Raw genomic sequence first — 13,212 nt, forward strand, 5'->3', positions numbered from 1 at the left:
ATACTCGTTCGCAGTGGGGTCTTGCTACGCTGTCAGCCCGCCCTCCACCTCAAGCCGGAGGACCAGACCTCGCGCGGAACGATCGCGACCTTCGGCGGCTCGGAGGGCTCCCCGGACTTCGCAAAGGCCCGGAGGCTGGCCGAGGCCGGCTATGACACCTATGCGCTGTTCTTCTTCGGCATGCCCAACCAGCAGCCGATGCTCTCCCGGGTGCCGCTGGAGAGCTTCGAAGAGGTCATCAACCAGGTCGCTGCCACCAACGACGGCGGACCGCTGACGGTCATCGGCACCTCGAAGGGCGCTGAGTACGCCGCCAACGCCGCCACCCGGTACTCCGATGACATCGACAACCTCATCCTTATCGCACCGAGCGCCTACAGCTTCCCGGGCCTGGGCCAGGAGCAGAACGCCTCCTCCTGGACGTGGCAGGGCGAGGACGTCGAGATGATCTCCTTCCAAGGCGCCGGCTTCGGGCCGACGGCGACGATGTTCGCCCAGCTCATGCTGGCCTTCCCAGTCGCCTATGAGCCGGTCTACTCGGCTGCGGTGGCCGGTGCCGAGAACCCGGAGGCCGCCCGCATCCCGATCGAGGACTTCGACGGGAAGATCCTCGCGATCGCCGGCGGCAGCGACCGGATGTGGGCCTCAGCCGAGTACGCCGAGCTCATTGCCGCACACCACTCGGACACCGAACTGAGCATCCACCCTGAGGCCGGGCATATCTTCGGCGCACCCCCGAAGCTGCGCGCCGGACAGATGGTCATCGACTCCGGCGGCAGCCAGGCGGCCAATGAGAAGGCACTCGAGGATGCCAACCAGGATCTCAGCCGGGTGTTGCAGGAGTGGCACGAGCACTCCTGAACAGGTCAGTCCGGCAGGCGCAGCCAGGCAGGTGCCTGGGCCTGGAAATCACCGGCACCGAGGCGGTGGCCGGCTCCGGCTGGCAGGGCACCGAGCAGCGGGGCGATGGTCGTGAGCGCCTCGCGGTTGTCGATATCGACCGGCAGGGCAGGATCAGGCCACGAGCCGATGATGATCCCGGTGACGTCCACGCCGCGGTGGGCCAGCGCTTCGGCGGTCAGTGCGGTGTGATTCAGCGTGCCCAGCCGTGAGCGGGCGACGATGACAGCACCGACCGTCTCGCCTGATGCGGCGTCCAGGGTGCGGGCGAGGTCGGCTGCTGTGTGCCCGCCGAAGTCGACGAGCACCCCGCCGGCGCCTTCGATGAGGACATGGTCGGCGCTGGTCTTCGCAGCCAGCTCGCGGATGTACTCAGCATGCTCACCGGCGGTGCGCAAGGCAGCGCCTTCAGCACGGGCTGCCGGCACTGGTGCCATCGGCAGGCGCAGAGTGGTGTGGGTGAACGTCTCGATGCCAGCCAGCCGGGCGATGATCTGGGCATCGGATTCGGTTACGACATCGGAGTACTGGGCTTCCAGTTCGGTGCGCTCGGGGTCATCGGGGCTGATGTGCCCGGTCTGCACGGGCTTGACCATGATGACCCGCCGCCCGGCCGCTGAGAGCGCTGCAGCCAGGGCGGCGGTCGCGATCGTCTTGCCCACTCCAGTGTCGGTGCCGGTGACAAGCAGATACCGGGGGATCATGAGCCGGTCACCTGAGCGCCGGCGACCGGGGATGCGCAGGCATCGGTGATCGCACGGATGCGGGTGCAGGCGCGTTCGAGTTCGGCGCTGCTGAGGCCGGCGCGGGCGGTCGGCCGCACCCGGGTGATGCCATCGGGGACCGAGGGCGGGCGGAAGCAGCCGACGAGGATTCCCTCCTCGCGCAGCAGTGCCCGGGCTCGCACTCCGGATTCGGGGCTGGGCATCGGCACCGAGAGCACCGCACCGGCCGGGACCGGCACCTCGAGCGTGGTCGCCAGTTTGGCGCGGGCGGCCGCCATGTCGGCGACCCGCTCAGGGGTGATGAGGTCGAGTGCGGCATGGGCGGCAGCGGCATTGGCCGGTGCCAGGCCGGTGTCGAAGATGAACGAGCGGGCGGTGTTGATCGCCGCGTCGCGAATGAGCTCGCTGCCCAGCAGCGCACCGCCCTGCGAGCCGAGCGCCTTCGACAGGGTGGCGGTGACGACAAGCCGGTCGCGGTGGGCTGACAGCTGGGCGGTGGCGCCGAAGCCGGTGTGCTCACCGGTGCCGGCGACGCCGAGGCCGTGGGCTTCGTCGACGAGCAGCATCGCGTCATAGCGGGCGCACAGATCGAGCAGCGCCTCGAGATCTGCAGCATCGCCGAGGACGGAGTAGACCGATTCGACGATGACGAGCGCCTCGGGCTGGCGGCGTTCGGCCAGGGCGGCTTCGACGGCTGCCGTGTCGTTGTGGGCGACGATCTGCACCGGTGCCTTCGTCAGGCGGCAGGCATCGATGAGCGAGGCGTGATTGTGGGCGTCGGAGATGATGAGCGTATCCGGCCCGGCGAGTGTGGCCACCGAAGCGAGATTGGCCATGTAGCCGCTGGAGAAGGTGACGCAGGCCGGGTGGCGCAGCCGCTGGGCCAGGGCGAATTCGAGCGCGTGATGGGCTCGCGTCGTACCGGTGACGAGCCGGGAGGCACGCGCCGAGGTGCCGAACTGCTCGATCGCCTCGATGGCCGCCGCACGCACCTGCGGGTGTTGGGACAGGCTGAGGTAGTCGTTCGAGGCGAGGTCGAGGCCGGTGAGCACCGGATCAGTGCGGTGCATATCGGCAGCCTGCCGTCGCTCAACTGCAGCCGCGAGCCGGGCGGCGATCGCGTTCACGACGCGGTCTCCTCGGTGTGGGCAGCCGCTGCAGCAACCATCGCCTGCGTGATCGTGGCGATCGTCTCCGCAGTCGAGATGTAGGGCGGCATCGTGTAGATGTGCTGGCGGAACGGCCGCAGCCACACACCGTGCTCGGCAGCCACACGGGTGGCGAGGCCGACGTCGACGGGCCGGTTGAGTTCGATGACGCCGATCCCGCCGGTCACCCTGGCCTCATGGACGCCCGGCAGCTGCCGGGCAGGGGAGAGTCCTGCCTCGAGGGCTGGGGAGATGCGCTCGATCGCCGGCTGCCAGGCGCTCGTCTCATCTCCGAAGAGCAGCCCCAGCGAGGCTGACGCTGCAGCACAGGACAGCGGATTGGCCATGAAGGTCGGGCCGTGCATGAGCGCCCGGTACGACGACTGCGTGATGACCTCGGCGACCGGGCCGCGGCATAGGAGTGCAGCCATGGTGAGATAACCACCGGTCAGGGCCTTCCCCAGGCACATGACATCGGGGACGATGCCAGCGGCCTCGCAGGCGAAGGCGGTGCCGGTGCGTCCGAAGCCGGTGGCGATCTCATCGGCGATGAGCACCGCGTCGATGTCATCGGCCATCCGGCGCAGCGCCTGCAGCGCCGCCGGATGGTACGGCCGCATGCCGCCGGCCCCCTGGAACAGGGGCTCGACGATGATGCCGGCCAGATCTTGGGCATGCGCGTCGACAAGGTTCTCCGCCCCACGGACCCAGGCCTCCACCTCGGCGGCGGGAGCCTCCGGCAGCGGTGGCCGGGGCAGGAAGACGTTCTCCGCCAGGAGTGCTGCGAAATCGGCGTGCATGCCGCCAACCGGGTCGCACACGCTCATCGCCCCGGTCGTATCCCCGTGATAGGCGCCTTCGAGGGCGAGGAAGGTGCCGCGCTCCCGCCCGCGGGCCCGCTGGTACTGGATGGCGAGCTTGAGCGCGACCTCGACGGAGACCGAGCCGGAATCGGCGAGGAACACGTGATCGAGCCCGGTCGGGGTGACTTCGACGAGCCGTTCGGCCAGCGCGACTGCAGGATCGTGGGTCAGCCCGCCGAACATGACGTGGGAGAACGACCCGATCTGCTTCGTGAGTGCGGCGTCCATGACCGGGTGTCGGTAGCCGTGGACGACCGACCACCACGAGCTCATGCCGTCGAGCAGCCGGCGGCTGGAGCCTGCGGCGTCGACGAGGTCGACGTACGGGCCCGAGGCACCGGTGACCGAGAAGTGCGCACCGGCATCGAGTGGCCCATACGGGTGCCACAGCAGGCCGGTGTCGCGCTCCAGAGCCGAGGCTTGGTGCTGGTCAGGCATTGGGAGCGAGCTCCGTGCCGGCACCGCGGCGGCGGATCGTCGGGATCCGCACACCGGTCGAACCCGCCTCGTGCCCGGCAGGCGGCAGCGGCTTGCCGCACGGCAGGGTGCTCGCGGCAGCCGCTGGTGCGGTGTCGTCCGAGGCGCCGGTGCCGTCTGAGCTGGTGTCGAAGGCGGCCTGGTGCGCGGCACGATGCGCCTTGAGCTCATCGCGCAGCTGGGCGGTGTTCTTCGCGCCGACGATCTCGAAGCCGCCGTCGACGATCATGTCGAGATCGTCTTCTGCGGCCTGGCCCTCAGAAGTGAGGTAGTCGCCGAGGAACAGCGAGTTGGCCACATGCAGCGACAGCGGCTGCAGCGAGCGCAGGTGCATCTCTCGGCCGCCGGCGATGCGCAGCTCGCGGTCCGGGCACATGAACCGCACCGCGCACAGGATGCGCATGCAGTGCTGCGGGGTCAGCGTGTTCGTGCCCTCCAGCGGAGTGCCGTCGAAGGGGATCAGGAAGTTGACCGGGATCGAATCGGAGTCGACGGCCTTGAGCGATTCGATCGTCTCGATGACCTGGGCATTCGTCTCGCCCATGCCGACGATGAGACCCGAGCACGGCGACATGCCGGCCTCGCGGGCCTTGTCGACGGTGTCGACGCGGTCGGCGAAGGTGTGAGTCGAGCAGATGTCGGCGTAGTGGGACTCGGCGGTGTTGAGGTTGTGATTGTAGGCGTCGACGCCGGCGTCCTTGAGACGCTTGGCCTGGCCGTCCTTGAGGAAGCCGAGGCAGGCGCACACCTCGACGCCGGGATTGGCGGACTTGATGTCCTCGACCATGCCGGACACACGCTCGACGTCGCGGTTCGACGGGCCGCGGCCGGAGGCCACCAGGCACACGCGGGAAGCGCCGCCGGCCAGCCCGAACTCCGCCTGCCGGCGGGCTTCGTCACCGGGCAGCCACGAGTACTTGAGGATCTCGGCCTCGGAGCCGAGGCGCTGCGAGCAGTAGCCGCAGTCCTCCGGGCACAGGCCGGACTTGAGGTTGACGAGGTAGTTGACCTTCACCCGGTTGCCGAAGTGCTTCCGGCGCAGGCGGGAGGCGGCGGCGACGAGGTCGAGGAGCTCCTCATCGGAGCTGGCGAGGATGACGTGGGCGTCGTCTGCGGTGGCCGGGGTGCCGGCGAGGACACGATCGGCGAGCGAAGAGTAGCTGAACATCGTTCAATTATTGAACAGTGTTCAGCTGGGTGCAAAACCGACACGCCGCCGGGCGTATCACCTCGCTATTTGGCCGTGTTCCTCTTCACCTTCGTCCGTCCGGCGCGTGCGGCCGAGTAGCCTGCCCCGACGATGCCGGCGGCATTGCGCAGCTGGGCGGGCCGGATCGGGGCTTCGAGCGTGAGCAGCGGCAGGAACTTCTCGTGCTCTTTCGACACGCCGCCGCCGACGATGATGAGGTCGGGGTGGAGGAGCAGCTCGATCTGCTCGTAGTACTGCTGGAGCCGTTCGGCCCACTGCTCGAAGCTCAGCCCTTCGCGGGTGCGCACCGATTCGGCGACCTGTGTCTCGGCATCAGCGCCGTTCATCTCGATGTGGCCGAGTTCGGTGAAGGGGACGAGCTGGCCGTTGGCGAACAGCGCGGTGCCGATTCCGGTGCCCAGGGTGGTGAGGATGACGGTCTGCTTGCGGTAGTCGCGGCCGGCGCCGAAGGTCATCTCGGCCAGGCCTGCGGCATCGGCGTCGTTGAGGACGTAGCAGCTGCGTCCGGTCGCCTGCTCCAGGTGCTCGGGCAGGTGCTCGCCGATCCAGGACTGGTCGAGGTTCGGGGCGAAGCGCACGACACCGTGTTTGAGCACGCCGGGGAAAGCCACGCCGATGGGCGCTCGGTCGAGGGCGGACGCCTTCTTGATGATCTTCTCGTCCAGCGCCTTCTCCACGGTCTGGGCGACGACCTCCCGCACGGTCGCGACGACCGCCTCGGGAGTGGCCGGCTGCGGGGTGAGGATGCGGCGGCGCTTGAAGGCGACGGCACCTGCGACCGGATCGACGAGGCTGGCTTTGATGCCGGTGCCGCCGATGTCGACGCCGATCGCCCAGTCGGGGCGCGATGATGGGCTCATGCCGGGTCTCCTGGTCCGCCGTAGATCGCTGCCGATTCCGCGGGCAGGGTGAGGATGTCAGCGCCGGTCTCGGTGATCGCGATGGTGTGCTCGAACTGGGCCGAGCGTTTGCGGTCAGCGGTGACGATCGTCCAGTCGTCGTCCCAGGACTCCCAGCTCTCTGTGCCGAGGTTGAGCATCGGCTCGATGGTGAAGACCATGCCGGGGACGATGAGCTCGGCATGGTTCGGAGCGGCGTCGTAGTGCGGGACGATGAGACCGGAGTGGAACTCCGCGCCGACTCCGTGACCGGTGTAGTCGCGGACGACGCCGTAGCCGAAGCGCTCGGCGTACTTCTCGATGACCCGGCCGATGATGTTGATCTGGCGGCCGGGCTTGGCGGCCTTGATCCCGCGCATCATCGCCTCATGGGTGCGCAGCACCAGATTGCGCGACTCGTCGTCGACCTCGCCGACGCAGAACGTGTAGTTCGTATCGCCGTGCATGCCGTCGATATAGGCGGTGATGTCGACGTTGAGGATGTCGCCCTCGGCGAGCACCGTGTCGTCGGGGATGCCGTGGCAGATGACCTCGTTGACCGAGGTGCAGCACGACTTGGGGAAGCCGCGGTAGCCCAGGCACGAGGGGTAGGCGCCGTGATCGAGGAGGTATTCGTGGGCGATGCGGTCCAGCGCATCCGTCGTCACGCCCGGGGCCACCGCCTGCCCGACGGCTTCGAGCGCATCGGCGGCGATCCGCCCGGCCGCGCGGATCCGTTCGATGTCCTCAGCGGAGTAGACATCGCCGGCATTGCCTTCGTTCGGCACGGCGCGGCCGACGTATTCGGGGCGGGGGATGTCCTTGGGGACGGACAGGATCGGAGAGACGGTGCCCTTGCACAGGGTGCCCAGCGGTGCGTGTGAAGTCATGATGTTCCCCAGTCTAACGCGGCAGGCGGCCGCCTCCGGAAGGAGACGACCGCCTGCCGCAGCGCGGAGGAGACTCAGATGGCGAGGACCTGCTCCGGCGGGGTGAAGCCGAGGCCGAAGGCATCAGCGACATTGGCGTTGGTGATCTGCCCGTCGAAGACGTTGAGGCCGCGGGAGAGCCCGACGTCCTTCTTCATGGCTTCGCGCCAGCCCTGATCGGCGAGCTTGAGCACATAGCTCATGGTGGCGTTCGTCAGCGCACGCGTCGAGGTCGTCGGCACGGCGCCGGGCATGTTCGCCACGCAGTAGTAGATGGAGTTGTGGACCTCGAAGGTCGGATCGTCGTGGGTGGTCGGACGCGAGTTCTCGAAGCAGCCGCCCTGGTCGATGGCGATGTCGACGAGCACCGAGCCCGGCTTCATGTTCTGGACCATCTCATCGGTCACGAGCTTCGGAGCGCGCTTGCCCGGGATGAGCACCGAGCCGATGACGAGGTCGGCGGTGCGCAGCGAGTCGGCGATGTCGTACTCGTTCGACATCCGGGCCTGCAGGCCGTTGCCGTGCATCTCCTCGAGCTGGCGCAGACGCGGCAGCGAGATGTCGAAGATGTCGACCTGCGCGCCCAGACCCAGTGCGATCCGGGCGGCGGCAGTGCCGGCCACACCTGCGCCGATGACGGTCACGCGGCCGCGCTCGACACCGGGGACAGCCGAGAGCAGGATGCCGCGGCCGCCGTTCTTCTTCAGCAGGCTGTTGGCGCCCACCTGCGTCGACAGCCGACCGGCCACCTCGGACATGGGAGCCAGCAGCGGCAGGCCCTGGCCGTCGGGGGCGACGGTCTCATAGGCGATGGCAGTGGTGCCGGCTTCCTGCAGACGCTCGGTCAGCAGTTCATCGGCAGCCAGGTGCAGGTAGGTGAAGAGCGTCAGGTCCTTGCGCAGGAAGTCGTACTCCTCTGCGATGGGCTCCTTGACCTTGAGGACCATCTCGCCGGCCTCCCAGGTCGAGGCGGCATCGGGGGTGATGGTGGCACCGGCAGCAGCATAGTCTTCGTCGGTGATGCTCGAGCCCAGGCCGGCGCCGGACTGCACGCTGACCTCGTGGCCGCGCTTGGTGAGCTCATTGACGCCGGACGGCGTGATGGCGACGCGGTACTCGCTGTTCTTGACTTCGGTGGGGACGGCGATCTTCATTGCAGGACCTTTCATACGGACACGCTGGGAGACGGTGCAAAGCTCCCTCCAGGCACACCTTAAGGCCGCCGGCCCGCACCGGCCAATTGCGGCAGTGCGGCGCGTTAGACTGGGGGGACATGGTGCCGCGGGCACAGCTGCTCCCGGCGCCGCCGCACTGTCCGACGGAGGAGCCCAGCGATGACTGATGAGCAACAGCCCTACGGCGCCGAGAAGTACTGGTTCAACGTCAAGACCGGACAGGTCGAACACGGTCCCCAGAGCAACTGGGAGAACCGCATGGGCCCGTACGACACAGCCGAAGAGGCCCAGCAGGCGCTGGCCACGGCAGCTGAGAACAACAAGCAGTGGGACGCCGAGGACAAGGAGTGGAACGGCTGATGTCGATGAGCCGCCAGCAGGAGTCCGTCCTGTCCAAGGTCGAGGACTTGGGCGTCAAGTTCATCCGCCTGTGGTTCACCGATGTGCTCGGCAAGCTGAAGTCGGTGGCGATCGTCCCCGCCGAACTCGAAGGCGCCTTCCGGGAGGGCATCGGCTTCGACGGCTCCTCGGTCGAGGGATTCTCCCGGATCTTTGAAGCCGATATGGTGCTGCGTCCGGACCCGGCGACCTTCGCGCTGCTGCCGTGGCGCGGCGACACCGAGCCGACCGCCCGGATGTTCTGCGACATTTACGATCCTGACGGCACCCCATCGGCTTCGGACCCGCGCAATGTGCTCAAGCGGCAGCTGGCGGCCGCCCGCGACCGCGGCTTCACCTTCTACGCCCACCCGGAGATCGAGTTCTACCTCTTCAAGTCCGGCCACCTCGACGGCCAGCCGCCGGTGCCCGTCGACACCTCGGGATACTTCGACCACGTCGACGGCGGCACCGCCAATGACTTCCGCCGCAGCGCCGTGCAGACTCTGGAGGCGATGGGCATCTCCGTGGAGTTCTCCCATCATGAGGCCGGCCCCGGCCAGAACGAGATCGACCTGCGCTATGCCGACGGCCTGACGATGGCTGACAACGTCATGACCTTCCGCACCGTGGTCCGCGAGGTCGCCCTCGAACAGGGCGTGTTCGCCACCTTCATGCCCAAGCCGCTCATCGATCAGCCCGGCAACGGCATGCACACCCACGTCTCACTGTTCGAAGGCGATGAGAACGCCTTCTATGAGCCCGGCGCGGAGTACCAGCTCTCACAGACCGGCCGGCAGTTCATCGCCGGCCTGCTGGCGCACACCCCGGAGTTCTCTGCGGTCACGAATCAGTACGTCAACTCCTATAAGCGGCTGTGGACCGGACATGAGGCCCCCAGCTACATCTGCTGGGGTCACCGCAACCGCTCTGCGCTCATCCGGATTCCGCAGTACAAGTCCGGCAAAGCCTCCTCCGCGCGGATCGAGTACCGCGGCATCGACTCCTCAGCGAACCCGTACCTCACCTACTCGCTGCTGCTGGCCGCCGGCCTCAAGGGCATCGAGGAGGGCTATGAGCTGCCGGATGAGGCCGAGGACAATGTCTGGCTGCTCTCCGACCATGAGCGGCGGGCGATGGGGATCTCGGCGATGCCGGTGAGCCTCAACAACGCCCTGGCGAAGATGGAGAACAGCGAACTTGTCGCCGAGACCCTCGGCGAGGCGGTCTTCGAGTTCGTGCTGCGCAACAAGACCCAGGAGTGGGTCGACTACCGCGATCAGGTCACCCCGTACGAGCTCCGCCGCCACTTCGAAACCCTATGAGCCGCAAGGTCGACCCGTCCCGCAGCCGCTCGGGCTTCGGGGACACCCGGCGCGCCCGCGGCTTCCTCGAGGAGGCCGATGCGCTGCTCGGCACGACGCTGCTGAGCTCACCGGTGAGTGCGGAGCTCATCACCCAGGCGCCCGATCCGGACTCTGCGGCGCTCGGCATCCTGCGCACGGTCGAAGCGCTTGACACGGCCCAGCGGCGCCGTTTCGCCGCCGCTGTCGAGGAGCATCCGAACTTCCTGCCGCGGCTGGCCCACCTGGCCGGCTCCTCGGATGCCTCCGTCGATCACTTCGTCCGCCGGCCCGCCTCGGTGTTCCTGCTCGCCTCCGAAGAGCAGGCGCTGCTGCTCGGCACTCCCGCGGCGGAACCGGAGCGGCTGCGCGCGCGCCTGTTCGAAGCTGTCGGGGCTGATCCCGCCGCCGAGGTGCCGGTCGCCTCGGTCTCGGGGGAGGCCGCGGTCACCGCCCTGCGCCAGGCCTACCGCGATCTGCTCATCCAGCTCACCAGCGACGACCTCGGCAGTCTGTTCGCCACCGAGATCGTCGGCGAGGTCTCCGGGGTGCTGGCCGAAATGGCCGCCGCCGCCATCGATGCGGCCCTGGCGGTGGCGCGTGCCGAGACCGAGGATGCCGACTCCGTGCGGCTGGCGATCATCGCGATGGGCAAGTGCGGGGCCCGGGAGCTCAACTACGTCAGCGATGTCGATGTCGTCTACTGCTGGGCGCCGGCCGATGAGGGTGTGGAGACAGGGGACGGCGCGCCGGCCGCCGGGGATGCTGAACCTGCTGTGCACGCCGCGCACGCTCGCGCCCTGGCCGAGGCGGATGAAGCTGGTGCCCGTATCGCCACCCGCCTGGCTCACCGGATGACCGAGGTGCTCTCCGGATATGCGCCCGAACCTCCGCTGTGGGAGGTCGATGCCGCGCTGCGGCCCGAGGGCAAGAAGGGCCCGCTCGTGCGCAAACTCGAGGAGTTCGAGCACTACTACGAGGAGATCGCCCACAACTGGGAGTTCCAGGCACTGCTCAAGGCCCGGCCGATCGCCGGCGACCGGGAGCTGGGACAGCAGTGGTACGACGCCCTCAACCCGCACGTGTGGACAGCCTCGGCCCGCCCGGGATTCATCGATGAGGTGCGCCGGATGCGGGTGCGCGTCGTCGACCTCATCCCCGCCCATGAGGCCAAACGCCAGATCAAACTCGGCGCCGGCGGCCTGCGCGATGTCGAGTTCTCCGCACAGCTGCTGCAGCTCGTCCACGGCCGGGACGATGAGGCGATCCGGGTGACGAACACGCTGGAGCTGCTCGACCGCCTCGGCGAGCGCGGCTACATCTCCTCCGAGGATGCCGAGGACCTCAGCGAGTCCTATCGCTTCCTGCGCACGGTCGAACACCGGCTGCAGATCCCGCGGATGCGCCGCAGCGCGCTGCTGCCGACGCAGGAGAAGAAGATGCGGGCGCTCTCCCGCAGCGTCTACGCCCTCGGTGACAGGTCTCCGCAGCGGTTGCAGAAGGAGCGCGAAGCCCGCTCCCGGCGCATCCGCGCCCTGCACAAGCAGATCTTCTACCGTCCGATCCTCGAAGCCGCAGCGGGCCAGACCTCGATCTCCCGGCTGAGCGCTGAGCAGGCGCGCGAACGGCTGGCGGCCTTCGGCTATCAGGATCCGAAGTCGGCGATGAAGCACATCCAGGCGCTGACGACCGGGGTGTCGCGGGCGGCGATGGTGCAGAAGCAGGTGCTCACGGCGCTGCTCGACTGGTTCTCCCGCGGCGTCGACCCGGATGCTGCGCTGCTCGCCTTCCGCCGGCTGTCCGAGTCGCTGTCGACCTCGACCTGGTACGTCAAGATGCTGCGCGACTCCGGGGTCGCGGCCAAGTCGATGGCCTATGTGCTGTCGCTGTCGTCCTTCGCCACGGAGCTGCTGCTGCGCAATCCCAGCGCGGTCAGCTGGCTTGATGACCCTTCGCGGCTCGAACTGCAGGAGCCGGCGCAGATCAGGGCCCGGCTCGACAGCCTCGTCGAACGCTACGGCCACGAGGCGGTGCCGGCCATCCGCGCCCGCTACAGCCGCGAGGTGCTGCGCGTGGCCCTGGCCGACATCCTCGGCATCGCCGACCGCGATGCGGTCCCTAAACAGCTGGCCACGCTCATGGATGCCGCCGTTGACGCGACGGTCGCCGCGGTGCGGAAGGGCCTTGATGCCGACGCCGAGGTGGGGGAGTACGAGTTCGCGATCATCGCGATGGGCCGGCTCGGCGGCGCGGAGATCGGCTACTTCTCGGATGCCGATGTCATGTTCGCCTATCGTGCCCTCGGCGAGGACAGAGATGCCGAGGCACGTGCCGCGCTGGCCTCTCATGTGCGGCGGGTGGCGCTCGATGTCACCCAGCAGCTCGGCAGTGCCGGGCCGTCACGGCCGATCGAGATCGATGCGGATCTGCGGCCGGAGGGCAAGAAGGGGCCGCTTGTGCGGTCGCTGGACTCCTATGCCGGCTACTACGCCACATGGTCCGAGCCCTGGGAGGCGCAGGCGCTGCTGCGCGCCCGGCCGATCGCCGGTGAGCAGTCGCTGCGCGATGCCTTCACCGCTCTCATCGATCCACTGCGCTACCCGGATGAGGTGCCGGACTCGTCGCTGCGGCAGATGCGCCGGCTCAAAGCGCGGATGGAGAGTGAGCGGCTGCCGCGCGGCGCCGATCCCCACCGGCACCTCAAGCTGGGCCGCGGCAGCCTCTCCGATGTCGAATGGACGGTGCAGCTGCTGCAGATGCAGCACGCTGCCCGCAACCCCAAGCTGCGGACGACAGAGACCCTGGCGGCGCTGGCCGCGCTCGTCGAGGCGGGGGAGATCGACGCTGAGGACGCTGAGATCCTGCGCGAGGCATGGACGCTGGCGACCGGCGTGCGCTCTGCAGTGATGCTGTTCCGCGGCCGCACCGCAGCCGCGCTGCCGTCCGATTCGGCTGAGCTGGAGGCCACCGCCCGGCTGCTCGGCTATGCACCCGGCTCCGGGCACGATCTCTTCGACGACTACCTCGGAGCGACCCGTCGGGCTCGCCGCGTCATGGAGCGCCTGTTCTACGACTTCGATCAGGAGCAGGCCGGCAGCCATGCCCATGCCGCGAACCGCGGTGAGGTCGTCGACCCGGACGAGTTCGCCCGCGGCTACTCCCGCCGGTACTGAACTGCCGCCTCGG

General features: G+C 68.5%; 11 protein-coding genes. 4 read left to right on the forward strand and 7 right to left on the reverse strand.

Annotated features, from left to right (window positions below):
* Positions 1-21: 21 nt before the first annotated feature.
* On the forward strand, positions 22-861 hold the full coding sequence (locus ACFFN1_RS01575) for an acyl-CoA thioester hydrolase/BAAT C-terminal domain-containing protein (RefSeq protein WP_376837953.1): 840 nt from the start codon (positions 22-24) through the stop codon (positions 859-861).
* A 5-nt stretch (positions 862-866) separates the two neighbouring features.
* Here ACFFN1_RS01575 and bioD read toward each other — a convergent pair whose 3' ends face one another.
* The 7 genes from bioD to ald form a co-directional block, all read right to left on the reverse strand.
* The gene (bioD, locus tag ACFFN1_RS01580; RefSeq protein ID WP_376837955.1) at positions 867-1,604 is read right to left on the reverse strand and encodes a dethiobiotin synthase; all 738 of its coding nucleotides are present in this window, start codon (positions 1,602-1,604) and stop codon (positions 867-869) included.
* A complete protein-coding gene (locus tag ACFFN1_RS01585; RefSeq protein WP_376837957.1) occupies positions 1,601-2,752 on the reverse strand; it encodes an aminotransferase class I/II-fold pyridoxal phosphate-dependent enzyme in 1,152 nt (383 codons plus the stop codon). The genes bioD and ACFFN1_RS01585 overlap by 4 nt, the downstream gene beginning before the upstream one ends.
* Positions 2,749-4,074 (reverse strand): adenosylmethionine--8-amino-7-oxononanoate transaminase, encoded by a 1,326-nt coding sequence (locus ACFFN1_RS01590; protein WP_376837959.1) that lies wholly within the window; start codon positions 4,072-4,074, stop codon positions 2,749-2,751. The genes ACFFN1_RS01585 and ACFFN1_RS01590 overlap by 4 nt, the downstream gene beginning before the upstream one ends.
* Positions 4,067-5,281: a biotin synthase BioB gene (bioB, locus tag ACFFN1_RS01595; RefSeq protein ID WP_376837961.1), complete on the reverse strand. Its 1,215-nt coding sequence runs from the start codon at positions 5,279-5,281 to the stop codon at positions 4,067-4,069. Before bioB ends, ACFFN1_RS01590 begins: the two co-directional genes overlap by 8 nt.
* Before the next feature lie 65 nt (positions 5,282-5,346).
* Positions 5,347-6,183, reverse strand: a complete 837-nt coding sequence (ppgK, locus tag ACFFN1_RS01600) for a polyphosphate--glucose phosphotransferase (protein WP_376837963.1) — start codon at positions 6,181-6,183, stop codon at positions 5,347-5,349.
* Positions 6,180-7,091: a type I methionyl aminopeptidase gene (gene map, locus ACFFN1_RS01605; protein ID WP_376837965.1), complete on the reverse strand. Its 912-nt coding sequence runs from the start codon at positions 7,089-7,091 to the stop codon at positions 6,180-6,182. The genes ppgK and map overlap by 4 nt, the downstream gene beginning before the upstream one ends.
* 74 nt (positions 7,092-7,165) lie before the next feature.
* Positions 7,166-8,284: an alanine dehydrogenase gene (ald, locus tag ACFFN1_RS01610; RefSeq protein ID WP_376838115.1), complete on the reverse strand. Its 1,119-nt coding sequence runs from the start codon at positions 8,282-8,284 to the stop codon at positions 7,166-7,168.
* Between the two features lie 180 nt (positions 8,285-8,464).
* On the opposite strand from ald, the gene ACFFN1_RS01615 reads away from it, so the two are divergent.
* The 3 genes from ACFFN1_RS01615 to ACFFN1_RS01625 are packed head-to-tail and all read left to right on the forward strand — an operon-like array spanning position 8,465 to position 13,199.
* Complete coding sequence (locus ACFFN1_RS01615; RefSeq protein ID WP_376837966.1) at positions 8,465-8,665, forward strand: hypothetical protein; 201 nt, start codon at positions 8,465-8,467, stop codon at positions 8,663-8,665.
* 5 nt (positions 8,666-8,670) lie between these two features.
* Positions 8,671-10,008 carry a type I glutamate--ammonia ligase gene (gene glnA / locus ACFFN1_RS01620; protein ID WP_376838117.1) on the forward strand — a complete coding sequence of 446 codons (1,338 nt, stop codon included), beginning with the start codon at positions 8,671-8,673 and terminating at the stop codon, positions 10,006-10,008.
* Positions 10,005-13,199, forward strand: a complete 3,195-nt coding sequence (locus ACFFN1_RS01625; RefSeq protein WP_376837968.1) for a bifunctional [glutamine synthetase] adenylyltransferase/[glutamine synthetase]-adenylyl-L-tyrosine phosphorylase — start codon at positions 10,005-10,007, stop codon at positions 13,197-13,199. The genes glnA and ACFFN1_RS01625 overlap by 4 nt, the downstream gene beginning before the upstream one ends.
* Positions 13,200-13,212 lie beyond the last annotated feature (13 nt).

This window comes from Brevibacterium otitidis (genome assembly GCF_042429315.1).
Classification (GTDB): domain Bacteria; phylum Actinomycetota; class Actinomycetes; order Actinomycetales; family Brevibacteriaceae; genus Brevibacterium; species Brevibacterium otitidis.